This window comes from Mariprofundus aestuarium, assembly GCF_002795805.1.
Classification (GTDB): Bacteria; Pseudomonadota; Zetaproteobacteria; order Mariprofundales; family Mariprofundaceae; genus Mariprofundus; species Mariprofundus aestuarium.
On sequence record NZ_CP018799.1, the window covers coordinates 670,443 to 696,444 of the forward strand.

The following is a 26,002-nucleotide window of genomic DNA, read 5'->3' on the forward strand; positions in this document are numbered from 1 at the left end:
TAGCATATCTCCGCTCTCTTTGTGCGGAGTGAGGGGTATGTATGACGATTTCAATAGCGGATATCAGGCAGGCGGCGGAACTTATTCGGGATGTTACGATAGATACGCCCTGTACCCGTTCACTGCTGCTCTCACAGATAAGTGGAGCAGAGATCGTACTTAAGTTCGAGAACCATCAGTTTACCGCTTCATTCAAGGATCGCGGTGCATTGGTTAAGCTGTTATCACTCAGCGAAGAAGAGAAAGGGCAGGGCGTCATAGCCATGAGCGCAGGCAACCATGCACAAGCTGTCGCCTACCATGCCAGCAGGCTCGGAATTCCAGCCACGATTGTAATGCCTGCCCATACCCCCTACCTGAAAGTAAAGAACACCCGTGCGTTCGGTGCTGAGGTGATCCTCTTCGGCGACGGATTGAAAGAGGCCAGGCAGAGGGCTGAGGAGGTGGCATGTGAGAGAGGCCTCATCATGATCCACCCTTATGATGATGCGAAGATTATGGCTGGGCAGGGGACGGTTGCACTTGAGATGCTCGAGTCATTCCCCGACCTGGAGGTGCTGGTTGCACCTGTCGGTGGTGGCGGTTTGATATCAGGTGTTGCTGTTGCCGCTAAAGCGATCAATCCCGGTATCGATATCATCGGCGTACAGAGTGAACGCTTTCCAGCAATGAAACAGGCCCTTGCCGGCAACCCCAGAGAATGTGGCGATCGCACTATCGCAGAAGGTATTGCGGTGAAAACACCAGGCACTCTGACGCTCCCGGTTATCCGTGAATTGGTGGATGAGATTCTACTGGTTGATGAGGATCAGATTGAAGCGGCAGTCGAGATGCTGCTTGAAGTGGAGAAGAGTGTTGTTGAGGGAGCAGGGGCTGCAGGGCTGGCTGCTGTGCTGGCGCACAAAGATAAATTTCATGGCAGACGGGTCGGACTGATCCTCTCCGGCGGTAATATTGACATGTTTACGCTCTCATCGGTCATCCAGCGCGGGTTGGTGCGTACAGGGCAACTGGTACGTATTTCGATTGATATCCCCGATGAACCCGATGCACTGGCCAGGATCACCGCGCTGCTTGGCAGGCAGAATACCAATATCGTTCAGGTCTACCATCAGCGTGACTTCACACACCTTTCGATTCGTCAGGTGCGGGTGGAGTTTCTGCTGCAGGTGCTTGGCAAGGCGCATCTGGATGAATTGCTGGAGCAGCTTATTGCCAGCGGTTATGAGGCAACTGTTCACGCTTCCGAATGACCCGTATGCTGGAGTTATGGGACGGGGAGAAAACGTTTTTACTTTCGACGCAGCGCTGGAAATTTTCTGCTATACTATGAACGAAGGAGTGGGGCGTTCATTTTGAAGCTTTTTGCTGCAGGAGTATTGCCGTTATGTCCCATCTATTACCTTCGCTAAGGCACAACCACTCAACATCTGTCGAGAGACGGTCGCTTGAAGATCTACATGAGATGATTGAAGTGGCGGCTTACTTCCTGGCCGAGAAACGGGGGTTTGAGGGTGAGTGTCGACTACACGATTGGCTGGAGGCGGAAAAGATGATCTGCCGGACTTACGGAGAAGGCCAGTGTTGAATGGGTATGTGACTGTGGGCAAGGCTGCTGAGCATAGCTGATGGTTTCCACCTCACCATTTATGGAGGAGATGTGTGATGTTTAAAATGATGCCAACAACTTTAGTTTTTCTGGCGACCTGCTTGATAGCAGCATGTGCCCTCAAACCTGAACCTAAGGCGGATCTGAAGAATATGGGTGATGCCGATGTGCATGCTGTTTCCGATCAGGTGATCAGGACAGTGATGCAGAACATGAAGTCTAAAACCGTTGATAATGATGAAATCATATTTAAAAACGAAGAGGAAAAAGAGAAATATTTCCGTGAATCGGTTGATGTTGCCAATTCAGTTCAAGCCTCGGCAGATTTTATCACAGGCATTGGTGAGCGGCTGCAACTCACCCGCCAAGAACAGCTGGAATTCTCAAGGCTTGCCAGCACACTTAGCCAACAGGCCGGTGAAGTCAGGAAGCTTGCCGTTTCAGAGAAAGCCAATGCGGTGCGCAACAAGATGAATCAGATGATCGGCACCTGTAACAGCTGCCATGACCGATTCAGGGTAATGTCTGCTGAGTGAGTCTAACCTTGTGCGTTAGAAGTTAAGCCAAGAGACTTATTTCCTTAAAAGACAAAGGGCCCGCAGTGATGAACTGCGAGCCCTTTATGGGGGCAAGCTTTAGCTTAAACTTGCTTGCTTTAGCAAGATAATTCCCAGGCTGGAATTTCAATAAATACCTTATCAACCGGCAGGGTGAATTGGTTGTCAGCTTTGACAGCCGTGTGAAGTCTGAGAACTCTAAGCTGGAACCTGCTATTATAAGAGTACTGAAAAGGGGGGTAGACAGTATGGGTATAAAGCCGAAAGTAGTAGTTAGTCGCTGTCTGGGTTTTGAAGCTTGCCGATACAATGCACAATCGATTCAGGATGATTTCGTAAACAGAATAAAGCCGTTTGTTGAGCTGACAACGATCTGCCCTGAAGCAGATATAGGATTAGGAACGCCAAGGCAGCCGGTGCGACTTGTCCAAATACAAGGGCAAGTGAGAATGATTCAGCCAGCTACTGATAACGATGTGACTGATGCCATGCACGATTATATAAGCGAACAATTACCTAAGTTTAGCAATGTAGATGGGGTTATCATGAAGGGCAGGTCACCATCATGTGGGCCATCAGTGGTAAAGGTATATTGCGGCAGCCAAAAGGGTTCATCGGCGATAAAAGGTGTTGGTCTGGTTGCTCAGGCAGTGAACGAAAAACTCCCTTTTATTGCGATGGAAGATGAGGGCCGGTTAAAAAACTTCCATATTCGGGAAGCATTCCTGATGCGGCTCTATGCTCTGGCCCGATTGCGCGAACTTCTTGCCGCGCCTTCAATCAAAGCATTAACTGAATTCCACGCTAGACATAAATTGCTGCTGATGTGTTATCATCAGGAGAACATGCGACTTTGCGGTCGTATAGCAAGCAATGGGGATAAAGAGTCGTTATCAATAGTCATGCACAAATATGCTGAGAATTTTCGCAAAGCATTGCAGAGGGAGCCCAGCCAAAAAAATATTATCAACGCCCTTTACCATGGGTATGGCTGGATTTCTGATGAATTGAAAACGGAAGAAAAGAAAATGTTTATTGATGCTATCGAGGAGTATCGGGATGATCGCATCACGCTGGCTACATTGCAGCACCTTCTTAAGTCTTACGTTATTCGGTTTGAGCACGCTTACCTTGGCTCTCAATACTTTCTGGATCCTTACCCGAGAGAGTTGTGTGATCTTTCAAATTCCGGGCATTAAGGGATATCGTCTTATGAGATCCAACTGGCGGTTTTGATGAAGAAACGAATCATTTGGATAGTAGCAGTTTTGCTGTTGATTTCTTTCGCGCTTTGGGGGCCCATTGTGAGTAATGTCGAGCAAGCTAGATATACTGTGATTGAAACGTACGGAGAGATCGAAATCAGGGATTATGCTCCGATGATTGTGGCGGAAACCGAAGTGGCAGGTGAACGAAAAGATGCCATCGGCCAGGGGTTCAGAATTATCGCCGATTATATTTTCGGAAATAACAGACAGTCCAATAAGGTGGCGATGACTGCGCCGGTCATGCAGCAGCCCAGTGAGAAAATCGCCATGACCGCGCCGGTCATGCAGATGGCTGAAAACAGCGCATGGAAAATCCGATTTGTAATGCCGTCAAGTTATACTATGGCCACATTGCCAACTCCGAATAATGATAAAGTGAGGTTGCGGGAACTGCCTGGCAAACGTTTTGCGGTTATCAAGTTTTCTGGCACAGCAAGCCAATCAAACCTCAAAGAGAATAGTGAACTGCTGGCTGATTTTATAAACAGGAAAAACATGATTGTGTTGTCTGAGCCAGCGTTTTCATTTTTCAATCCACCTTGGACGCTCCCTTTTTTACGAAGAAATGAAGTGATGGTTGAGATTTCCAAGTAATTAAATTTGCGACGCTTGTAGCGAGGCACAAATCTGTCACAGGCAAAGAAAAAGGGCTCACGGTGATATGCCGTAAGCCCTTTGCATGTTTGGTTGCGGGGGCCGGATTTGAACCGACGACCTTCGGGTTATGAGTAGAACTAGCATCACCTTCTTTGCAAACCATTCAACACCCATTCAACACCCTATACTTTAATAGTGTTGATATATAACGAATTATGGCTACTGTTGGACACTCGTTAAGCGCCCGACCATCGGGCATTGATGCAAACCATTCTGCAAACCAACCGTTATTTTTCAGGTTTGCAAACCTGAATGCAAACCTGCAAGAGTGGACTTGAAGGTAACTAATGGAGTCTGAAATATATGGCAATTATCGAACGAAATGGCAACTTTCGTGTACAAGTAGGCAAAAGAATAAACGGCAAGTACACCATCCTATTTGATGCCACATATGATTCTAAAGAAGAGGCCACTGCTGTAGAGGGAGTAAAAAAATTAAAGCTCAAGGAAGGAGAGCTTGGAGATTACCGGTCAGCTAAAAAAGTGACACTTTCAGACCTGTTGCTACGTTATAAGAAAGAGATTGTTCCTCATGTAACTAACTACCCAAATCGAGAAAATTCAAAAATTGAAGGGATTAGAAAGCGGAAGTTTGCAAAAAATACTGTTGCTAAACTTAAGCCTATTCACTTTTCACAATACCGTGATGAACGAAGATTAGAGAAAGGCCGTGGTGGTGGTCTAATAAAGAAAAAAACCATTAAAGAAGAGCTGGCACTTATGGCGCGAGTTCTTGATTACGCGGCATCGGAGTGGGAGGTGAGTCTTCCCGCAGGCAATCCTGTAAATGTTCGAACACTATTAAAGTTACTCCCAAATGATTCCATAAAACGCAAACCTCTTCCTCGTGATGATAACGGTAAATCTTATGGTTCTGAACGTGAGTTGATTAAGGCCTGTGCTGCATATGCTGATGGGGAGCTTGCGCTGTATATGCGTTTTGCTATTGAAACCTCTTGTAGGCGTAGCGCTCTTGTTGACTTAAAATGGGAGAATATTTCCATTGATAAACGAATTGCAGTTGTCCGACAAAAAGGGCGTTCAAAAGACGAAACATATAAAGTCCCATTAACACGCCGAGCAATTGCCACATTGAATAGGCTCGGTGTTAAAAAAGCAGGAAAGGTGTTTAGCTGGACACACCCGGATTCAATCAACACGGCTTTGAATCGTGCTTGCGAAAGGGCAGGGATCGAGAAAATAACTCCTCATCAACTTAGGCATGAGGCGACTACTCGCGCTCAAGCAAGGCGTTGGACATCTGCAGAGGTTAAAGCACTTACTGGCCATAAAACCACTCAGATGCTTGATAATTATGGTCATCTTGGAGCAGAAGATATATTACCATTGATGAAGAATAAGTAAAAAGTATTGACTTTTACATGTTATGTAACATACTGATATAATTGAATTATTTTAATTTAGCCCCTTGACTTTTAGACTTGAGCACATTATGTTTGCGCTCGGCCATTTGGATTAGTGAGATGAATATATAGGTTCCCAGAATCTCAAAAAAGCGACCAAGTGTAATATGCGGCTACAGTCGAAAAGACTGTAGCAGGGAATAAGAGGGCAGGGAGAAATCCTGTCACGCCATCTTCAGACATAGGATTGCGACGGTCACTCAGAGAAAACCGTTTCCTTTGCGAGGGGTCGAAACCTACTAAATCCGTTTTACGGGTAAGGGTAGCTTTGGACTGCTGAGATGAAGGAATTAATAATATCAATTGAAGAGCTTGCTGACATTCGAGGGTGTTCTACTCGGACAATCAAAAACATCTTATGGAGTGATAAGAGTGTAACTTTACCGCCAGCTCATAAGCTTGGTCGTAAAGTATTTTTCTTGAAGTCGGAAGTTGAAGACTGGCTAAGAAATGCACCTGTTATTAATGCGCCTGCGCAGCCAGTTCGTCGAGGGCGTCCAAGAAAGAACGGGAAACTATAATGGGCAGTACTCCTACATGAATAAATATCTAAAAAGCACATGCGTCCCTAGTAATAGGAGCTGTTGCGGAACCAAACGGTCTAAAGGCATTATAAGTGGTGGCATGCGATGAGAATTGGTTTGGAAATAATAATCAATCAAATACCAATCATTGATGACAATGAGAAACAAAGACTTATCAGTGAAATTCCACTTGATTCACTCATTCAGTCTGATGTTCATGCTGCATTAGACCAAATGAGACAATACTTAAGTTCATTATCGACCATGATTGATGATGAAAAAGTAAAAGAAAATCTTCGTGACCTAATGAATAAAATTGAAAGTGCAGGCGTCATGTATGATCTGAATATCGAAACCTTTGAATGTAGCGAATGTGCGTTTAGGCGAATCGATTATGAACAAAATATTGAACATAATGATTTTGATGGCGAATATATTCTTGAATATGAAAATGCATGCCTAGAGTGTTTTGAATGTGGGAATGAATATCAGCAAGCATGGAACAGTACTTGTTCAGTTCTATTCTAATAATGATGCAGTGTAGATAAACTGAGTCGACTTTTTTTGGCATCCGAATGCCAACACATAATCTAGTGACAATAAAAAGTAGACTCCCTATCTATCGATTTGAGTTTCTTGCTTAGTTCAGATGAAGACAAATAGAAGGAACTAGCTATCAGTATAATCAGTCGACTTTTTGTTGTCGTGCCATGTCAAGAAAACGGTGAATGTCCCATTCGACTTTTTCTTGTCATACAATGACAATGATAAAGGTGACTCCTAAACAGCTTGGATCTGTTCGTTGTAGGCGGCAATCAATTCAGCAGGTCAGTGCAATCCAAGCCTGCACCCTATTGAACTATGGCTAATTGTGACATTTGGCGACCGGCTGGGTTCGGCCAATTGCAGCCGTTTTCTTGAGGATGTATGGGATTCCAGAACTTCTAACGCCTTGGTAAGCGGTGGATTGGAGCCTGGCAGCGTAAGGGCATCCGCTTGACCATCTTGTTACATGACTAAATTAAGTTCGGATTTAAGTAACTTTCGAGCTGCATCATATGCAGCCTTGTATTCATGAGGGGCTTTATTCTTAGGCTTTTTAATAAGCTCTTCTGACAAGAAAGCCCAGCCATTAGCTTTGGATAGTCTCGACCATTCTCTATTCATTTTATCTATTTGAAAATCTAATGGCCCGTTGTAGAACTTTTCAGACGGTTGCTTATATAGGTATTGCTCTAATATGAAAACGTCCTCTCCAAGGCTGTATAAATGAAATAAACCCAAATTTTTATTCTTAATGCAGCCCTCAACGTAAGACCTGTAGCTGTTTATTCTTTCAAGTCGATCTAGAATGTTAAGTTTTTTTAGTTCTCCATAGTTTATATCTTCAGCTTTGCATCCTAAATGAGTAACTCGTTCTCTATACGATTGTAAATATGCAGTGTCGCTGTAATTGTATTCATAATCGTATAATGACCGCGGTCTTAAAATGTCTTTTCCCGCCCAGTACGCTGATGTTATTTCTGCACTTGTTTTTGGTGAGATAACATCGTTAGAAAAATATTCATTTATTTCACTACCAACTTTATATACACCGCCAAAAGTTTCGATCAATGGAGAAGCCAGCGTATAAATGATACTGAAATAAACCAGCTTTCTTACCCAACTTTTATTACCTATCTTCAGCCAGAAATCTTTCTTTAACGAATCTTCGGTACTCAATGTTATTCCCCGTGTAACTTATTAATATACGCACATATCTTTTTGCTTGGTGATCATAATTATCCTACCCCTGATTGACTGAGTTCAAACATAGACCAGCATACTTAAGGCAGCAAATTTAGCGTACCGATATACTGAATTGCTTCTGAATTTCCAGACTGCCATGAGCGTTTGTTTATGGCGGTGATCTCAACTTATCAGGCTCAATCAGCATATTTCATTTGTGTCCAGTAAAGAAAAATGAACAAACAAAATTTATATGCTATAACTCTCCCTATGGCAAACCGTAACGAGAACGTATCAATCAGGAACTTCGTTTTTGGCGAAACATATAGCCGGACCGATGTCGCCGAGACTGGAAAAGTAACGCCGCCAGGAACCCCTAGGGCGTGGAATGGAATAGTCAGATTTAAAAACTGCATATTACTATTCGTAACTCTTGATAAAAAAGACTTCGATAAAAAATCTCGATACAACGACATCTTTGAAGATGCCGGCCAAACTTTTTACTGGGAGTCACAAAACAGAAACACCTCTAAATCTCCTATCATTAAAAGCATCCTGAGTGACAACAACACCTATTTATTCGCGCGAATCAAAGAGAAAGTGGCTGGAAGAACTGAACCATTCGCATTTGTTGGCAGATTAGAAGCCGAAGCTTCTGAAGGTGATAAGCCAGTCAAAGTGTTGTTTTCCGTTTGTGATTACATTCCAAGTCCGACAGATGCTCTATACAATCTCTATCATTGGAGGGAAGAAGCTCCACTGAGCCAAAAACCCGCCCTAACAGCCTGGCGGCCCACCAAACGACAAACAAAACAATCAGGCCAAGGACGCTTAGTCGACCCCGAAAAGAAGAAAGCCATTGAGAACCATGCTATGAGAATGGCTGCGAAGCACTATGCAAATTTAGGCTTTTCTGTTGATGATACATCAAGCAACTCTCCATATGACTACCTCTGCAAGATGAACGAGACCCAAAAGCGAGTTGAAGTAAAAGGGACCACAATGGGTCCAGGCACAGTTAACGTGACATTCAACGAGGTGGAATCCGCTAGATCGAATGGGTGTGAAACGGATTTATTTATAGCCCATGCAATTAACGTGGAGCGGAAAGGTGGTAAATTCATTACTAGTGGCGGCAAGAAAAAGATCATTAGTAACTGGACCCCTAAAGATGCGGACCTAACCCCTACTGCTTATACTTACAAAGTCCCAGCCCAGTAAGCTGAAGATTGTAATCCAAGCCATCACTATGCTGCACCGCAGTAGCAATTCCGGCCAGTCACGACAAGCTTAATTCGGCCAAAAATGGACATTCGGTTAGCAGTTAATGCAGACTGATGAGCAGGCCTGTCGTTTAAATGGAAAGACCACTCGGTGACTGCGAGGTTGAGAATCAACAGATCCCGGTTCGAATCCGGGTGGGCCTACCCCATCTATTTCTAAACGGCTGCTTTTGGCCGGATAGTGACCCCGTTGTCAGCGGCCACTTCCGTGACCATTCAAGCTTCAGTTTGCTCTGATATCTCTAATGCATCATCGACTTCAATTCCAAGGTATCTGACTGTACTTTCTAGCTTGGTGTGCCCCAAGAGGAGTTGAACAGCCCGAAGGTTCTTTGTTCGCTTATAAATCAAAGTTGCCTTGGTTCGTCGTAATGAGTGTGTTCCATACTCCATAGGGTCTAGGCCAATCAGTTCAGTCCACGATTTTACTATTCGTGCATATTGACGCGTAGAAAGATGAGGAGACTGACGTATTCTACTTGGGAAAAGGTAGTGACCCGCAAAAAGATGGGCTTTATTAATCCAGGCTTCTACTGCCTCTCTGGTTTGTTCGGTTAATTCAAACCGAACTGGCTGGCCGGTCTTTTGTTGCGTGACTGTGGCTCTCGACATAACTCGCCCATTATGAGCGATGTCGTGAACCTGAAGCTTAACGAGATCACATCCGCGAAGCTTGCTGTCGATTGCAAGGTCGAACAGAGCAAGATCTCTTGTTTGGTCTTGCAACTGGAGGCGGATTCTAATTGCCCATATCTCTTTCAGCTTGAAAGGAGGCTTCGGGCCAACCAATCGACTTATTCTTGTCAAAGCCTGCTGTGGGGTTGCTACCCGTGTGCTATTAGTATTGTCATTCATGCTATGTTTCCTCCTTGTTGGTGTGGAAACATAATTATGAGCCATGGCCACTAGTGGACGTTGAAAATTACACACTTATAGTGACATTTGAATTGGAGGAGCCTAAAGATTGGGGGATCTCCCTCACATCAACGAAAGGTGGCTGAATAAACATGGCATTCAATGAACTCGACTTTCAACGTATTAAAAAACATGTGGGCGGCTTATGTGAAAAACGATCACCAGTGCATCTTCGCAGTGAATTACGCCTGATTTATAACATTGAGAACCAAAGCGTTATAATTTTTGAGGAGCGTCCAGACTGGCGAAACTCAGATGTATTCACGCAAACAGAGATTGGAAAGATGACATTTGTCCGCAGCCAGAAAGTTTGGAAACTCTTTTGGATGAGAGGTAATTTGAAGTGGCACAGTTACGATCCACTTCCATCAGCCTCCAATCTAGAAAGTCTAGTTGCTGAAATTGATGAAGATCCTATGTGCTGCTTTTTTGGCTAATCATCAATTATGTTTTGCTGATTAGGCTAGGAGAGCAGACCATGCATATGGGGTTAAGGTGCAACTATCGGCCAAAAGTAGATATTCAACAATCCTGGGGACATAATAAGCCCATATCGATTTACTGGAGAGAGGGGAAAGGTTTGCATATCAAACTTAGCGAGGCCGTGGGTGCATACAACAAAGCGTTTTCTGATTTTTTCGTTCATCTAGAGAAATTCAAAAAAGGTGAGTCTGAGTTTGACTACGTTGAGTTGCGAAAATTTAAAGAGCTTGAGGATTATGCGACAGACCTTAGAAAAGGTGACAAGATAACAGAAAAAGTTGATCTATCTTGCTCACATCCAGAGCTAATAAAGATCATGGACCTCCCTAATGAGGATCATGACTATATATATACTTTTGAAGTAAAAAATGGCGAATCGAATAAAGATAAGGTGGAAATGATTCGCGATGCGTGTGCAGATATAAAGTTTCGTCAGAGGCATGAAGAATATAGAAAATTCAACTTACCCCAAGTCAATGATGAATCAGATACAAAATATATTTATGTTGGGAAGACTCAGAAAACCTGTCTAGGCATTAGAATCATGACACATTTAGGATTCGATAGTGATAGTGCGCGAGGACTCCATCTAAATAAATGGGTGGAGGATATGGATGTTGATTTTGTCCTCAATGTATATGGTTTTGAAAAAGACAAATACTCAAACTTGCTGAGTGAGATTGAACTCAAGTTGTGGGATCAACTCATGCCGATATTGGGGCAGAGGGGGTAAATGCTTTGTACCTTGATGAATCACCACTGATTCCTAGATGGTTCTGAGTGTCCGCTCCTGGCCGAACCCAGCCGGTCGCAAATTGCAGCAGGGTGCCGTTTTGGATAGCAATCACCTGCGGTTTCAATTGCAATGGGGTGACGGATTCGACTGCAATCTGCAGTTCGTCATGCTTGATCCATTTTTAGATATTGAGAGAACACCTCTTTAAGTTTTTGTTTGGCATAGTTGCAAATGCGGCCAGTGTACTCTTTAAGGGTGACGAATATGTGCTTACCATTCTGACCATGAGGCTTTTGGGACATGTTTTGAAACCCGGCAAGATGGAGGAGAGTACCAACATTCAGGTCGACATGCTCTTCATTAAGCATGCGAGAAAAAGCTTGTGACTTTTGAGCAGATAACCCTTCATCGGTAATCTTTAATACACCCTGCAGTGAGTTGGAATAAGCTTCGGATACAACCGCGAAAGTATATCCATCACGTTCCATCGCTCTCTTAGTTTCTGCTGTCATATTATCAATAATGACATAGTCGTGCATCCGGCTATGTGCCGTAACAAACACATTATAGCCATTTTTATGGTTTTTTACATTCAGCATGCGTACAACCTTGGGGTCCAAAAGCTCATCGTTAGAATAGCTGCATTCTCCTTCATCTATGCAATCACCTGACTTGCCTGCTGAACCTTCTTTGGTGAGCGTTACGTGGTACTCATCCGCATCTAAAGCAATAAGCTGCCTCTCTATTTCCTGGCTAATCGCATGCTCATGATGGGATAAACGTATGCCATTTTTAGCCTGCTCTCTAACAGCCCCTTCCAAGTCAGTCTTTGCAGCGGAATCCCCTGCATCAGCATAAAACTGTCGAATGGTATCCTGAGCTTCTTCACTGCTGAAAATATCGTTTAGATATACAATAGCATCATTGTATTGCATGTTTTCCGTGTCCATCAAGAAGTCGATAGCGTTTCGGTGTTTTTTTGGGTTGATCACACCTGTGTAGTTGCATGACTGGGCAACACGCTCAACTGGTATTTTGCGCAGTGTGCCGATCTGTTCTTTTGAAAGCAGGTCTTTCAGAAGTTTCACCTCGCTCTCAAGCACACGAATATTATCCCTTAGCTCTGAAATAACACGAGTAGCGGCTTTGGAGTTCTTCTCGTAAACCTTTCCCTTTTTTCCTTCGGCCTCTTTCTGCACCGCATAGGCAAGGGTGGATTTCACATATTGATGGGCCTTAGCAACTTCACGATCTGCCCATTGCTCGATTTCCTTTTTGCCAAGTATTCCTACATCAGGTTTTGGGTTTGGCCGAAAGGGCTTAGGCCGACCCGCTGCGGGGTCTACATCAGCAATCGCTCTCCATTCTGACGTTTTCTGATGAACAGCGAAGGCATTATAGGTGCCGCGCTCAAGACCGAGCGGGTTCATGGCTTCCGCATATTCAGACTGTAACCGTCCGGTTTTTGTGAGCTCTGAATTATTCTCTTTACGGGCTTTCGAAATGACCGCTGCCGTATCACCGAACACCTTATTGTAGGCAATGCGAGTAACCTTTTTCTCGCCATGTCTGAATCTCTTGGTGTACGTTGCTTTGGCTGCAATCACTACATGAAGATGGGGTGCCTTTTCGTCTAGGTGGAGGTCGCAAGAAACAAGCGCATCGCCATACTTCTTACGCAACCACCTAACATTACGCTCAACCCACTCTCTGAGTCTTTTTTCTTGTTCTTTTTGGGTGCCTTGCTCGAACCATTCATGGTGAGCCGTGAGGATCATCTCACAAGCAACATTTGTAGAGCGCTTGTCATTCATCCCATAACGGTCAATAACGGACTGCATGTCAGATTCAAGATCGCCAGTACCTGCGAATGACCTGTTAAGATGCGAGCGATCTGCATCAACGTGTTTTTCTATAAACTCGCGTTTATTATGAGTCTGAACTTTCTTCAGGTCTTTCATTTTTAGCGGCTGAATACGCATTGAGCATTGATATGCCATGATGCACTCCGGTACATATGCAACACCTGGAAGGTGTCTCATGCACAGCTCAATATTTTATTATTTTGAGCTAGCGAGTGCGGCATTTATATCCGCTAAATCGAGTTCCAGTTTTTAGAATCATGGTCGGATTCAAAGGCCCCGCAGGGCGAACGGTAGTTTAAAAAAGCGTAGCGGTTGCGGAGCAATTTTTAAACTGCGATAGTGAGTGTATCATAGTTTAAAAATAAACATGATGCGTGTTTCACGGCAGGAATCCTACTTCGCCTGATCAATAAAATCAATCTAACTTACTGATAAATAAGGAAGTATTGACTTTTGAAAGGCGGTTCGTATAATGATTATACTTCAGTCAGGCCTTAATGACCTTTGTTACCAATATCAGGTAACACTCTCCCGGAAGGGCGTTTATTGGGGTTTTGAAATGCCGAATTTCGGAAACTCAGTTGCCTGCATTCGGATGTTCAATTGTCGATATTAGGACACTGAGGTTCCGTATTTTGGATATCTGGATTCCCTGTGCCGCACTTCTCTCCCATAGGCCGCAGTAGACCTTTCTACCACTTAGTCAGTAGTACAATGAGTGTTCATCAATGGTGAGCGGAAGAGTTTCCGGGTTATTTAGAGGATCGATTTGGCTCACATGTTTTTTGCACCATTCAATCCAGTCAGCCAGTTCAAGGCTGATCTCAGGCAGTGACTCAACCTGCTGGATATAAGACCGAATGCGTTCAGCTTGATGCCAGTCATTGGCATCTGCCATCAGTTTTTCAGCTTTCCTTTTTTCGATTCGTTCCAGACGCTCGCGTTCCTCTCGGAGCTTCTTTTCCTCGGCCCATCTGATTTCATCAATCCGATGTTGTTCACGAGCTGACTTGATGCAGGAAGCGGTTTCTCGAAGGCTCTGAATGAATGGGCCTAGACAATTCTCAAGGTTTTGGCGTTTGCCATCAGACCATTTTTTACGAGGTGCCTGCCAGGTACGGATGTTCAGTGATAGGTTGCCGGTTGGATGATGCTCGTATCTGGGCAGCATCCAGGATCGTTCCTTGTACTTTTTCTTCTCCTCTGCTGTGGGCTTATAATCTGTTCGACGCACTCTTTCATCCAGACTGATCTCAATATGTTCATCATCGACTTCTACAATAGTTTTCAATGGCCGGTCGCCAATGGTGAGGATCTTGAATCCTCGGGACTCTATCTCTTTGATTAACGTATCCATGATCAGGCAAGCACGATCAAGGCAGTCCTGAGTTACATGAATGTCGAGGTAGACTTTGTTTCGAGAAAGAAGAATTTCCCGTTCATCAGTTTTGGCCTTGTTGAATGATGCAAATGTTTTCTTTGTTAGACGATGAGGGGCAACCAATTCATCCGGAAAAGGAATGGCTTCAGCTTTTCTGATAGTTTTCATGGATTGGCTTTCAGGTGGTGCTGGACGGATAGTCGCTTGTTGTTGTCCTTTGGAGCTCAGCTTTTTCAGCTTAGCTTTTCGAGGCACCCGTCCTCCAACTTCAACCTTTCGCCAATAACCCAGCGTCGGTTTTGGAATCTCCATGCGTTTGCATATTTTTCCAAGGCCAACATCGGATATACCAAACTCTTTGGCCAGCTTTGTTGCTGGCATTGACCAGATCAATTCGTACAACTCTTCCCGTGATAAAGTTCGCCCATTTTTCTCCATGCTTAACCTCTCTTTTTATCTAAAAGTTTCACCTCACTGTAAATTGTCTATAATGTTACAGATAGGTGTAGAGGGGGCGGGGTTTTGATTACTGGATATGAATACTTTCGATATCATTTGATTCGTCTCGTTTGCATATAATAATCAATGAAAATTATTGATAATGTAAACACGCTCTTTGGCGATGATCTTAAAGAATCCTTAAAGTCGGGTGGCAAACTGAAAGTTGCTGCTTCCTGTTTTTCAATTTATGCATATGAAGCATTAAAAACAGAGCTGGAAAAGCTTGATGAGCTTCAGTTTATTTTCACATCGCCGACATTTGTTACGGGTGAAGCAACAGACAAGGTTCGTAAAGAGCATCGTGAATTCCACATCCCAAAACTTGACCGTGAGCGCAGCCTTTATGGCAATGAATTCGAGATACAGCTTCGGAATAAGCTGACCCAAAGAGCGATTGCCAAAGAGTGTGCAGAGTGGTTGCGGCGTAAGGCCTGTTTCAGGTCTAATCGGTCTAAAGCACCTATGCAGCAATTTGCATGTGTTGATGGCAACCATGAAAGCGCTGCATACATGCCTCTGCATGGGTTTACTGCAGTTGATCTGGGTTATCAGCCGGGAAATGCAGTTTCCAATATCGTGAACAAGCTTGATGAGCAGAGCCATGCAGCCACCTATCTGGATTTGTTCGACCAAATCTGGAATGACACTTCCAAGGTTGAAGATGTGACCGAGCAGATTTGCGAGCATATAGCCTCGGTCTATCAGGAAAATTCACCGGAACGCATATACTTTCTGATGTTGTACAACATCTTTAGTGAATTTCTGGAAGATATTGATGAGGATGTTTTGCCGAACGATCGCACTGGCTACCAGGACACATTGGTGTGGCAGAAGCTTTTCAATTACCAGAAAGATGCTGCGACAGGTATTATCAATAAACTGGAAAAGTATAACGGCTGTATTCTGGCTGACAGCGTAGGCCTTGGAAAAACATTCACTGCACTGGCTGTCATCAAGTATTACGAACTTAGAAATAGGTCTGTACTGGTACTGTGTCCAAAGAAGCTTGCAGATAACTGGCTCAACTTTAACCGCAATCTGAGAACGAACCTTTTCATCAAAGATAGGTTTAACTATGAGGTCTTGTGCCATACTGACTTAAGCCGCACCAGCGGAGAGTCTTATGGTACCCCCTTAAACCGGATCAATTGGGGTAATTATGATCTGGTAGTCATTGATGAGTCGCATAACTTCCGCAACAACGATGCAGTCAAAGAGCGAGAGACTCGCTATCAGAAGTTGATGAATCAGGTCATACGCGATGGTGTTAAAACCAAGGTGCTGATGCTCTCTGCAACGCCGGTGAACAATCGCTTCAATGATCTTCGCAATCAGCTTGCTCTGGCCTATGAAGGTGAATCAGAAAACCTGACTAAGCATTTGCGTACAGGGAAATCAGTCGAAGAGATTTTCCGCAACGCACAAAAGGCTTTCAATTTCTGGTCCAAGCTACCTCCTGAAGAGCGTACAGCCAAAGCCATCCTGGATGCGCTCGACTTCGATTTCTTCGAGTTACTGGACAGCGTTACGATTGCCCGCTCCCGCAAGCATATTCAGAATTTCTACGATACCAGTGAGATAGGTAAGTTTCCAGAGCGGCTCAAGCCCTTGTCGTTCCACTGTCAACTGACAAACCGTCCAGATGTTATGGGATTTAATGAGATATTTGAGCAGCTTTCGATGTTAAAGCTCTCCGTCTATGCCCCTATTAGCTACATTCTGCCAAGCCGTTTGAGGAAATATGAGGAGATATACGATACACAGGTTGAAGGCGGCAAAGGTAAGCTGAGACAGGTGGACCGTGAGCGCAGCCTTCAGGCTCTGATGACCACGAACCTGCTTAAACGTTTGGAGAGTTCGGTTCAATCATTCCGGCTAACCCTGCAGACTCTTCACAATAATCACACCAATACGTTGGCCAAAATCGCATCGTTCAAACAATCAGGGCTTCTGGAAGATGTGAGTGACTGGTCGGAACGTCTCGAAGCACTGGATGCTGAAGAGGATGACTTCACCGATATCGGCGATGATGTCATTGGTGGCAAGGTAAAGATCAGTTTGGCTGATATGGATCTCCCCTCATGGGAATATGATCTCACCCTGGACCTGGAAATTATCGATGCATTACTGGCTTCCATGAAGAAGGTCTCTCCAGAGGATGATACCAAGCTGCAACATATCAAGGCACAGATTTTTAGTAAGATCAGTAACCCTATCAATCCAGGAAACAAAAAGGTGCTTGTCTTTACTGCCTTTGCAGATACGGCTGATTATCTTTATGCCAATCTGGCTCCTGAACTTCGGGACTCGCTGCAACTGCATTCAGCTAAGGTGACAGGCAAAGATGCTCCCAGGTCGACACTGAAAAAGGGCTATGACTTCCAGGAGCTGTTGACGCTCTTCTCGCCGCGTTCCAAAGAGAAGCAAGCTGTATTGCCTGATGAACCAGCAGAGCTTGATCTGTTGATTGGCACTGACTGTATCTCCGAAGGCCAAAACCTCCAGGATTGTGATTATCTGATCAATTACGATATTCACTGGAATCCGGTTCGTATTATTCAACGCTTTGGACGAATTGATCGAATTGGTTCCATTAATGACAGCATCCAGCTTGTGAACTATTGGCCTGATATCTCGCTGGATGAATACATCAACCTTAAAGAGCGAGTGGAAAGCCGAATGGTGATTGCAGACGTGACTGCAACCGGTGACGATAATGTGCTGAGTGCGAAAGCTAATGATGTGGCCTACCGAAAAGAGCAACTTCGCAGGCTTCAGGAAGAGGTCATTGAGTTAGAGGATTTGAAGACAGGTGTATCCATCACTGATCTTGGCTTGAATGATTTCCGCATGGACCTTCTCAATTATGTCAAAGTGAATGGTGAGCTGAATAACACCCCGAACGGTTTACATGCTGTTGTACAGGCCAAACCCGAAGTGGGCCTATTGCCAGGTGTGATTTTCACTCTGAGAAATCGTAATGAAGGCGTGAATGTCAACCAGCACAACCGGCTACATCCCTATTATCTGGTGTACATTGGCCACGATGGCGAGGTCATCACAGACCATACAGATGTGAAGCGCCTGCTCGATCTGGTTCGGGCAAGTTGCAAGGGGCAAAGTGCTCCATTGCTTGAGATCTGTCACAGGTTTAATCAGGAGACTGGCGATGGCCGCAAGATGCAGGCTTATTCAGAACTGCTCAATGCATCGATCCGCTCCATGATTGAGGTCAAAGAGGAGAAAGACCTGGATAGTCTGTTTACCACAGGTAAGACCACTGCGCTGGTAAATACTATTGCTGGCTTGAACGATTTTGAACTTATCACCTTCCTGGTGATTCAGGATATGGTGTGAGCGAAAACCTGTTTTCATGGCCTAAACAGGCGGCGTTTGGGCGGGTATTACCCAAAACCAAGATCTATGAACACGTTAAGCCGACGCAGGCGGTAAAAGAACTGTTTGTACGACAGGTCGAACAGATTGTCTGGCAGTATAAGCTTGCACCTGAAACGATCCATCTTTCAGCCACTAAAAGTGTGCCAGAGATCCAAGTGTTTTCTATAAAGCAGAAGACAGACACCTTGAGCAATGAAGTTCTCCGATGCATTGATCAGGCAGTACAGTTCCCGATTATTTTTGAATTGAAGTATGAAGATAAAATCAGCATGAAGGCGTGCTATAAACGTCCGAATGAGGCGGATCGTAATAAGTGGGTGCGTAGTGAATACTTCTCATCTGATTGGCTGAATACGGATTCTGATAGAGTGCCACTACCTATGTCACTGGACTTGGGTAGTCTTTACGGACATTTGTTGGAGGCATTGATCCCTGTTGATGCCAGACAAGGGGAATCTCTTTCCACGTTTACCGCCAGAATTGAACGCATGCATGCCAAACAACGTGAAATGGATAAATTGGCTGGTCGCCTTGCCAATGAAAAGCAGTTTAATCGAAAAGTGGAGATCAATGCCCAGTTGAGGGGATTAAGAAGTGAATTGGAAGAGTTAAAGGCTCACGAGGCTTAGGGGAGTACACATGGAGATAAAAGCCGATGTTCACAGTATATCAAAGCTGAAGGACTACTTTTTTTTGGTTCCTGACTATCAAAGGGAGTACGTCTGGAAAGTGGATGATCAAGTTGAACAGTTCTTGGTCGATATCGATAATGAATATGAAGAGGGCCAGATTGAGCAAAAGAGTTACTTCATCGGCTCTATCATTATTGTTGAGAACAAAGGTCGTTTTGATGTAATTGATGGCCAGCAGCGACTTACCACGATTGTTCTTACCCTATGTGCATTCCGGGACTTGTTCGCCACTCTGGAGCTGGATAAAAAACAGCAGAGCTATTTCAAAACAATCAATGAGTGGCTTTCTGATTTTGATATTGAAACCGATGAGACACAGATTCGGCTCGACCTTCAGTATCAAGAGAGCAAGGACTTCCTGAGTAAATTAATCCTTTCTTCGCCCTACACAGACGAACAGACCTCCTCTATTAAACGGATGCAGGAGGCGTATGAAACAATAAAAGAGCACATGCAAGGTTATCTGGATGTTGGAACTGATAATTTCACTTCGTTTGTCCGGTATTTTCTTTCAAAGATCGAGTTGGTTGTAATTAAATCTGAGAATCTCAGTAGTGCTTTGAAGATATTCGAGACGATTAACCAGCGTGGGGCCGGTTTGAATGCCATGGATTTGGTAAAGAATCTAATATTCAGCCAGTCCAAGGAAAATGACTTCCAAAAGATTAAGGAAAAATGGAAGAACATTGGCGCTAATCTGGCTGCTTGCGGAGAAGATCAGAATCAACTCCGTTTCCTTCGTTATTTTATTATGGCCCGTTATTACAACGGCATTATGCGTGAGGATGAGATTTACAAGTGGATCATCTCAACAGAGGGCAAGAAGGCAATAGCTTATGAAGCCAATCCGCTTGGGTTCGCTACAGAGCTTGAAAAGCTATCCAAGCGTTACAGTACGCTAGTTAATGCAACGATGTACCAGAAGGATGGAGGTGACTATCCGGCTGTAACTCGAATTGGCTTTATCAACAAATATAAGTCGCGGCAGCATCTGGTTTTACTGCTTGCCCTAAGAATCGATTGCTCCAAAGAGATGATCGAATTTTTAGCCAAGCAACTGGAGAGTCTCTTCTTTTATAGCTCGACACTTGGCATTCAGGCTAAGAACAATGAGCGCCTGTTTACCGACTGGGCGGTGAAACTACGCACCGCTTCTTCTGAGCTTGAACTATCTCTGGTTGTGAACGTCACAATCCTGCCATACCTCCGAAAGTTGATAGGAGAGTTTAAACAGACGTTCCTTACTCTGCGGCACTACCATTACAATCCTCTCTATAGGCAACGCTATGTGCTTGGCCAAATTGAGAACACACTGCGGCGAAAGGCTAACCTACCGGAACAGGGGCTAGAGTTTTTTAATAGCCTACAGATTGAGCATATACTTCCACAAACTCCAAAAGATGGGGTTATTCCAGAAGGCTTTGTGGATCAGGAAGAGTACGAGTCCACGTTGTACATGCTTGGAAATGTCACCCTTCTTGAAGGCACGATCAACCAGGCCATCAATAAATTCAATGATATGACACAAGGCTGGTTTGCCCAGAAACAAGGTGAATATACCAAGTCCAATGTTTTAACCACCGCCTTACTCAATCATGAATTCAGCATTGGTAAGAATACTCAGCTCAATAAATTCAAAGAAGAGTACCAATATCAATTCTCGGAATGGACTAAAGAACAGGTGTCCATGAGACAACGGTTTCTACTAAAACTTGTATTCGAAACATGGTTAATTAACGGAATGCGTATTGATGAGCAACAAGATTGAAGTTAATAAAAGGAACTATGAAATGGAAAAAATGAAAATGCATTCGCCGGATATGACCCAGGACAATATCGACCGCATCCGTGACCTTTTCCCCGGCTGTGTGACTGAGGCACGGGATGAATCTGGTCAGGTGAAGCTGGCGGTAGATTTCGATCAGTTGAAGCAGGAACTTTCTGATTCCATCGTGGAAGGTCCACAAGAGCGCTATCACCTCAACTGGCCAGGTAAACGGGAGGCCCTGCTTACTGCCAATGCCCCAATCGCTAAAACACTTCGTCCATGTCCAGAAGAAAGTGTCGACTTTGATTCTACCAAAAACCTTTTCATTGAAGGTGACAACCTGGATGCATTGAAACTCTTGCAGGAGGCCTACCTTAGTCAGGTCAAAATGATCTACATTGATCCACCTTACAACACAGGCAATGACTTTATCTATGATGATGACTTTGCTGAAAATACTGAAGGGTTTTTGAAACGATCCAATCAAAAAGATGAAGAAGGAAATCGTCTTGTAGCAAACAAGGAGTCAAATGGTCGATTTCACTCAGATTGGATGAGCATGATGTATTCTCGATTGAAATTGGCGCGGAATTGTCTTCGTGAGGATGGAGTCATTTTCATTAGCATTGATGATGCAGAGTTTGCTAATCTTAAAGAACTTTGTGGAGAAGTGTTTGGCGAGAATAACTTTATTGCCTCTTTAATTTGGGAAAAGGGGAGGAAGAATGATGCCAAGTTAGTATCAGTTGGGCATGAGTACATACTAGTGTTTGCCAAAAATAAAGCCTTCTTTCAGGAACGAAAAATCAAATGGAGAGAAGCAAAGGCGGGTGCGAAAGAAATTCTAGATGAGTATCTAAAGCTCAGAAAAGATTTTGGCAGCGATAATGAAGCTGTTGAAAAGGGGATCCGAGATTTTTATGCGAGTTTGCCAAAGAAACATCCTTCAAAGAAGCACTCGCGATATAATAAGGTTGACGATAAGGGCGTATGGCGAGATGACAATATGTCATGGCCTGGTGGTGATGGGCCAACATATGATGTTATACATCCTGAAACTAATGTCCCTTGTACAGTTCCAGAGGGAGGATGGCGTTACAGTACTATCGAAAAAATGAATGAGATGATTCGGCTCGGAAAAGTTGTGTTCCGAAAGGACCACATTGAACCACCAATTCGAAAAACATATCTCGTTGAGGTAGATGAGGGGCAAGAGTGCTCAGGTATGGACGAAGAAGAGTCTGATGATTTGCCAATTCAAGTGGCTGGCTCCTACTTTTACAGAAGTGCATTGCAGGCTAGTAATGAATTAAATCAGTTGTTTGGAGCGAAAGTTTTTAACAACCCTAAAGATAAAGAAGTTCTTGCCAGGTGGATTGAGTACATTGGTACTTCAGATGGTGACATTGTAATGGACTTTTTTGCAGGTTCCGGCACCACCGGGCATGCGGTGTTAGAATTAAATGCCAAAGAAAACAAGGCTATTCGTTATGTGTTGGTACAATTACCTGAGGTAATAAACCCAAAGGCGAAGGGTGCAAAGTCTGCAGTGGCATTTCTAGAAAAATTAAATCGCTCTTGCGTTGTTTCCGAGCTGACTAAAGAGCGCCTTCGTCGTGCTGGAAAGAAAATTCTAGAGGGTGAATATCACGATGCTTGGAATAAGGATGTTGGTTTTCGTGTGCTCAAAATCGACTCATCTAATATGGCCGATGTGTATTATACCCCGGACGTCATTGCGCAGGGTGATCTCTTGACCAGAGTTGATAACATCAAGCATGGTCGGACACCCGAGGATTTGCTATTCCAGGTATTGTTGGATTGGGGTGTGGATTTGTCATTGCCCATTCGCAGGGAAACCATCCAGGGGAAATCAGTGTTCTTTGTTGATGAGAATGCTTTGATTGCGTGTTTCGATCAAGGGGTCAGCGAAGAGCTGGTGAAAGATCTGGCCAAGTACAAACCCCTGCGTGTTGTCTTCCGGGACAATGGCTTTGCCTCGGATGCCGTCAAAATCAACGTCGAGCAAATCTTCCGGCAGATGTCTCCGGGCACCGAAGTGAAGGCGATTTGAGGTCCATGGCGTGAAACTCAAATTCAAAGTTCAGCCATACCAGACCAATGCCGTTGAAGCCGTCGTCGATTGCTTTGCCGGTCAGGTCAATACATCCGGCATCCAGTATCGGATCGATCCGGGGGCGATGAAACAGTCGAGCATGTACGAGGAGGTCGGGTTCAAGAATGCCGGCATCCAGCTAACTGACGAGCAATTACTAAAGAACGTTTATAATGTTCAGCATCGGCAGAACCTCCCCATATCGAATTCTCTCGATGACTTCTATATCAAAGACAGGCAAGGCAATAACCAACCAGCACCACCAGCGTATAAAAAATCAGCGCGAGATATATGCCGAGTTCATCTTGATGTGGAGATGGAGACAGGGACCGGCAAGACCTATTGCTATATCAAAACCATCTTCGAGATGAACAAGCTCTATGGTTGGAGCAAGTTCATCATTGTAGTGCCAAGCATTGCCATTCGCGAAGGCATTTATAAGTCGCTAGAAATCACAGCCGAGCACTTCACCGAGAGCTACGGCAAGAAGGCCCGCTTCTTTATCTATAATTCTCGACAGCTTCATCATCTTGAAAGCTTCTCTTCTGATGCTGGCATCAACGTCATGGTGATTAATATTCAGGCGTTTAATGCAACGGGCAAAGACAATCGCCGCATTTATGATGAGTTGGATGATTTTCAATCTCGTAGACCAATAGATGTTATCAGCAGCAATCGTCCCATCCTTATCCTTGATGAGCCGCAAAAGATGGAGGGGGCCAGGACATTAGGTGCACTGGCAAAATTCAATCCATTGATGATTCTACGCTATTCGGCAACCCATAAGACTACGCACAATAAGATTCATCGTCTTGATGCATTGGATGCTTATAACCAGAAACTGGTGAAAAAAATCGGTGTTCGCGGCATTTCTGTAAAGGGGCTTGCCGGCACCAATCCTTACCTCTATTTGGAATCCATTGAGGTTTCAAAAAAGGCTCCAATTGCTCGTATAGAATTTGAGATAAAACTTAAATCCGGGAAAATTCAAAGGAAACTCATGCGCCTTGAAAAGGGCAAGAATCTGTTCGATGCATCTGGAGAGCTGGACCAATACCGTGACTTTGTGATTTCACAGATCGATGCTAATAGTGATACGGTTGAATTCACTAATGGGCATTGCCTTGCCGCTGGTGAAGCGACCGGAGACGTCACTGAAGAGACGATAAGGCGGATTCAAATTCGCGAGACCATCAAGGCACATTTTGAGAAAGAGCAGAAGCTCTTTGCCCAGGGGATCAAGGTACTATCCCTCTTCTTTATCGATGAAGTGGTTAAATACCGCGACTACAGCCAGGCAGATGAACAAGGCCATTATGCACGCATATTTGAAGAGGAATACGAGCAACTGAAGTCGGACTACCTCAGCGAACTGGCACTGGATAATGAAGACTATCGGAGTTATCTGGCGGGCATTGACGTTGGCCGGACTCATAACGGTTATTTCTCAATCGATAAGAAGAACAAGATGGTTGATCCAGCAGTGAAGAAAAGAGGTGAGGATGCTGGCCTTACGGATGATGTCGATGCCTATGACTTGATTCTGAAAGATAAGGAGCGGCTATTGTCATTTGCAGAGCCGGTTCGCTTTATCTTCTCCCATTCAGCTCTCAGGGAAGGTTGGGATAATCCCAATGTTTTCGTAATGTGTATGCTTAAACACAGTGATAACACTATTTCCAGAAGACAGGAGGTAGGTCGTGGACTGCGTTTGTCTGTGAATCAACACGGAGACCGCATGGATCATCCGGCAACGGTACACGACATTAATGTACTTACCGTGGTTGCCAGCGAAAGCTATAAGGACTTTGTAGCCAGCCTGCAGCGTGAGATCAGCGATACACTTTCATCCAGACCCCGGAAAGCTGATGAAGAATATTTTATCGGCAAGACAATCACTACAGAAGCTGGCCCAATGGAAGTAACGCAGATCATGGCCAGGCAGATATATAAATATCTGCTCAAAAACGATTATACCGATGATGCTGATCGGGTTGCGGATATTTACCATGAAGCTAAAACTGAAGGCACTCTCGCTGCACTACCTCCTGAGCTTGCTCCTTATGCAGAACAGATTTTTGGACTCATTGATAGTGTGTTCAGTGAATCGCAGCTTCCGGACGTGGGTGATGACCGCAAGCCAAAGACAAATCCACTGAATGACAACTTCGACAAGAAAGAGTTCCAGGAGTTATGGAAGCGAATCAATCGCAAGGCTGTTTATCAAGTTGATTTCGATTCTGATGAGTTGGTTCAAAAATGTGTCAGCACACTGGATTCAGAGCTACGGGTAACTCCGTTACAATATACAATCCAGTCGGGTATTCAGAGCGACCAGGTTACCGATTCACAACTTAAACGTGGAGAGGGTTTCACTCTCAAGAACACAGAACAGGCAAAGGAGACAACTTCCGTTCATTCAATGGTCAAATATGATCTGTTAGGCAAGCTGGCAGAAAACACTCAGCTTACCCGCAAGACCATTGCCGATATCTTGTCGACAGTTCAGCCAGCAATATTTTCACAGTTCAAAATGAACCCTGAACACTTCATTACTGAAGCTTCGAGGTTGATCAATGAACAAAAAGCGACAGTCATTGTTGAGCGGCTGACTTATAATGAAACAGCCGATCAATACGACACCGACATCTTCACGGTCGGTCAGAGCAAACAGGATTTCACCAATGCAGGCTCTCCACTCAAACGTCATATTTACGACTATGTGATTACAGACTCGAAAGTTGAACGTGAATTTGTATCAGAGCTGGACACCAGCGCCGAAGTGGTTGTCTATGCCAAGCTACCCAGTGGCTTCCTGATTCCTACCCCTGTTGGTGATTACAACCCCGATTGGGCTATCTCCTTTAAAGAAGGAAGCGTCAGACACATCTACTTCGTAGCAGAAACCAAGGGGTCTATGTCTACGATGCAACTGCGTGGTGTAGAAGAGAAGAAAATCGAATGTGCCCGTAAGTTTTTCGACAAATTAAACTGCCAGGTTGCAGCCGACCAGGTGAAGTATGATGTGGTGACCGACTACGGGAAGTTGATGGATATAGTTGGAGCATCCAATTGATTGATCGCATAAAAGTGCAA

20 protein-coding genes and 1 tRNA gene are annotated in these 26,002 nt (G+C 44.4%); 17 read left to right on the top strand and 4 right to left on the bottom strand.

Features of this window, described 5'->3' with window-relative positions:
• The first annotated feature begins 41 nt into the window (after positions 1-41).
• The 8 genes from Ga0123461_RS03405 (at position 42) to Ga0123461_RS03440 (ending at position 6,567) form a co-directional block, all read left to right on the top strand.
• Complete coding sequence (locus Ga0123461_RS03405) at positions 42-1,253, top strand: threonine ammonia-lyase (protein ID WP_100277043.1); 1,212 nt, start codon at positions 42-44, stop codon at positions 1,251-1,253.
• A 134-nt stretch (positions 1,254-1,387) separates the two neighbouring features.
• Complete coding sequence (locus Ga0123461_RS03410; protein WP_100277044.1) at positions 1,388-1,588, top strand: DUF2934 domain-containing protein; 201 nt, start codon at positions 1,388-1,390, stop codon at positions 1,586-1,588.
• A gap of 77 nt (positions 1,589-1,665) precedes the next feature.
• Positions 1,666-2,145: a cytochrome c gene (locus tag Ga0123461_RS03415; RefSeq protein WP_100277045.1), complete on the top strand. Its 480-nt coding sequence runs from the start codon at positions 1,666-1,668 to the stop codon at positions 2,143-2,145.
• Between the two features lie 269 nt (positions 2,146-2,414).
• On the top strand, positions 2,415-3,365 hold the full coding sequence (locus Ga0123461_RS03420) for a YbgA family protein (RefSeq protein ID WP_157819208.1): 951 nt from the start codon (positions 2,415-2,417) through the stop codon (positions 3,363-3,365).
• 36 nt (positions 3,366-3,401) lie between these two features.
• Entirely contained in the window at positions 3,402-4,028 is a 627-nt protein-coding gene (locus Ga0123461_RS03425) for an SOUL family heme-binding protein (protein ID WP_100277047.1), read from the top strand.
• A gap of 366 nt (positions 4,029-4,394) precedes the next feature.
• Positions 4,395-5,456: a site-specific integrase gene (locus tag Ga0123461_RS03430; RefSeq protein ID WP_100277048.1), complete on the top strand. Its 1,062-nt coding sequence runs from the start codon at positions 4,395-4,397 to the stop codon at positions 5,454-5,456.
• A gap of 340 nt (positions 5,457-5,796) precedes the next feature.
• Positions 5,797-6,036, top strand: coding sequence for a helix-turn-helix transcriptional regulator (locus Ga0123461_RS12765; RefSeq protein ID WP_100277049.1), 240 nt, complete (start codon positions 5,797-5,799; stop codon positions 6,034-6,036).
• A 108-nt stretch (positions 6,037-6,144) separates the two neighbouring features.
• Positions 6,145-6,567, top strand: coding sequence for a hypothetical protein (locus Ga0123461_RS03440; RefSeq protein WP_157819209.1), 423 nt, complete (start codon positions 6,145-6,147; stop codon positions 6,565-6,567).
• Between the two features lie 480 nt (positions 6,568-7,047).
• Here the strand turns inward: Ga0123461_RS03440 and Ga0123461_RS03445 are convergent, their stop codons facing one another.
• The gene (locus tag Ga0123461_RS03445) at positions 7,048-7,761 is read right to left on the bottom strand and encodes a hypothetical protein (RefSeq protein WP_100277051.1); all 714 of its coding nucleotides are present in this window, start codon (positions 7,759-7,761) and stop codon (positions 7,048-7,050) included.
• 276 nt (positions 7,762-8,037) lie between these two features.
• Between Ga0123461_RS03445 and Ga0123461_RS03450 the strand changes: the two genes are divergently transcribed.
• Together Ga0123461_RS03450 and Ga0123461_RS12300 are read left to right on the top strand one after the other, a co-directional pair.
• Positions 8,038-8,988, top strand: coding sequence for a DUF3427 domain-containing protein (locus Ga0123461_RS03450; protein WP_198507108.1), 951 nt, complete (start codon positions 8,038-8,040; stop codon positions 8,986-8,988).
• Between the two features lie 122 nt (positions 8,989-9,110).
• Positions 9,111-9,194: transfer RNA gene (locus Ga0123461_RS12300), tRNA-Arg, on the top strand.
• 72 nt (positions 9,195-9,266) lie between these two features.
• Here the strand turns inward: Ga0123461_RS12300 and Ga0123461_RS03455 are convergent.
• On the bottom strand, positions 9,267-9,905 hold the full coding sequence (locus Ga0123461_RS03455; protein ID WP_100277053.1) for a tyrosine-type recombinase/integrase: 639 nt from the start codon (positions 9,903-9,905) through the stop codon (positions 9,267-9,269).
• A gap of 152 nt (positions 9,906-10,057) precedes the next feature.
• Here Ga0123461_RS03455 and Ga0123461_RS03460 point away from each other — a divergent pair, with 152 nt between their 5' ends.
• Together Ga0123461_RS03460 and Ga0123461_RS03465 are read left to right on the top strand one after the other, a co-directional pair.
• The gene (locus Ga0123461_RS03460) at positions 10,058-10,402 is read left to right on the top strand and encodes a DUF3024 domain-containing protein (RefSeq protein ID WP_100277054.1); all 345 of its coding nucleotides are present in this window, start codon (positions 10,058-10,060) and stop codon (positions 10,400-10,402) included.
• Between the two features lie 41 nt (positions 10,403-10,443).
• A complete protein-coding gene (locus tag Ga0123461_RS03465) occupies positions 10,444-11,181 on the top strand; it encodes a hypothetical protein (RefSeq protein ID WP_100277055.1) in 738 nt (245 codons plus the stop codon).
• A gap of 167 nt (positions 11,182-11,348) precedes the next feature.
• On the opposite strand, the gene mobV is transcribed toward Ga0123461_RS03465, so the two are convergent.
• Both mobV and Ga0123461_RS03475 read right to left on the bottom strand, forming a co-directional pair.
• Complete coding sequence (gene mobV, locus Ga0123461_RS03470) at positions 11,349-13,226, bottom strand: MobV family relaxase (RefSeq protein WP_100277056.1); 1,878 nt, start codon at positions 13,224-13,226, stop codon at positions 11,349-11,351.
• Between the two features lie 526 nt (positions 13,227-13,752).
• Positions 13,753-14,868 carry a hypothetical protein gene (locus Ga0123461_RS03475; protein ID WP_100277057.1) on the bottom strand — a complete coding sequence of 372 codons (1,116 nt, stop codon included), beginning with the start codon at positions 14,866-14,868 and terminating at the stop codon, positions 13,753-13,755.
• A gap of 147 nt (positions 14,869-15,015) precedes the next feature.
• Here Ga0123461_RS03475 and Ga0123461_RS03480 point away from each other — a divergent pair, with 147 nt between their 5' ends.
• The 5 genes from Ga0123461_RS03480 to Ga0123461_RS03500 are packed head-to-tail and all read left to right on the top strand — an operon-like array spanning position 15,016 to position 25,982.
• Entirely contained in the window at positions 15,016-18,288 is a 3,273-nt protein-coding gene (locus Ga0123461_RS03480) for an SNF2-related protein (RefSeq protein ID WP_100277058.1), read from the top strand.
• Entirely contained in the window at positions 18,285-18,959 is a 675-nt protein-coding gene (locus tag Ga0123461_RS03485; RefSeq protein ID WP_100277059.1) for a DUF4391 domain-containing protein, read from the top strand. Before Ga0123461_RS03480 ends, Ga0123461_RS03485 begins: the two co-directional genes overlap by 4 nt.
• A gap of 10 nt (positions 18,960-18,969) precedes the next feature.
• Complete coding sequence (locus Ga0123461_RS03490; RefSeq protein ID WP_100277060.1) at positions 18,970-20,790, top strand: DUF262 domain-containing protein; 1,821 nt, start codon at positions 18,970-18,972, stop codon at positions 20,788-20,790.
• A gap of 22 nt (positions 20,791-20,812) precedes the next feature.
• Positions 20,813-22,864, top strand: coding sequence for a site-specific DNA-methyltransferase (locus Ga0123461_RS03495; RefSeq protein WP_100278659.1), 2,052 nt, complete (start codon positions 20,813-20,815; stop codon positions 22,862-22,864).
• 10 nt (positions 22,865-22,874) lie between these two features.
• Complete coding sequence (locus Ga0123461_RS03500) at positions 22,875-25,982, top strand: type III restriction-modification system endonuclease (protein WP_100277061.1); 3,108 nt, start codon at positions 22,875-22,877, stop codon at positions 25,980-25,982.
• The last annotated feature ends 20 nt before the right edge of the window (positions 25,983-26,002 follow it).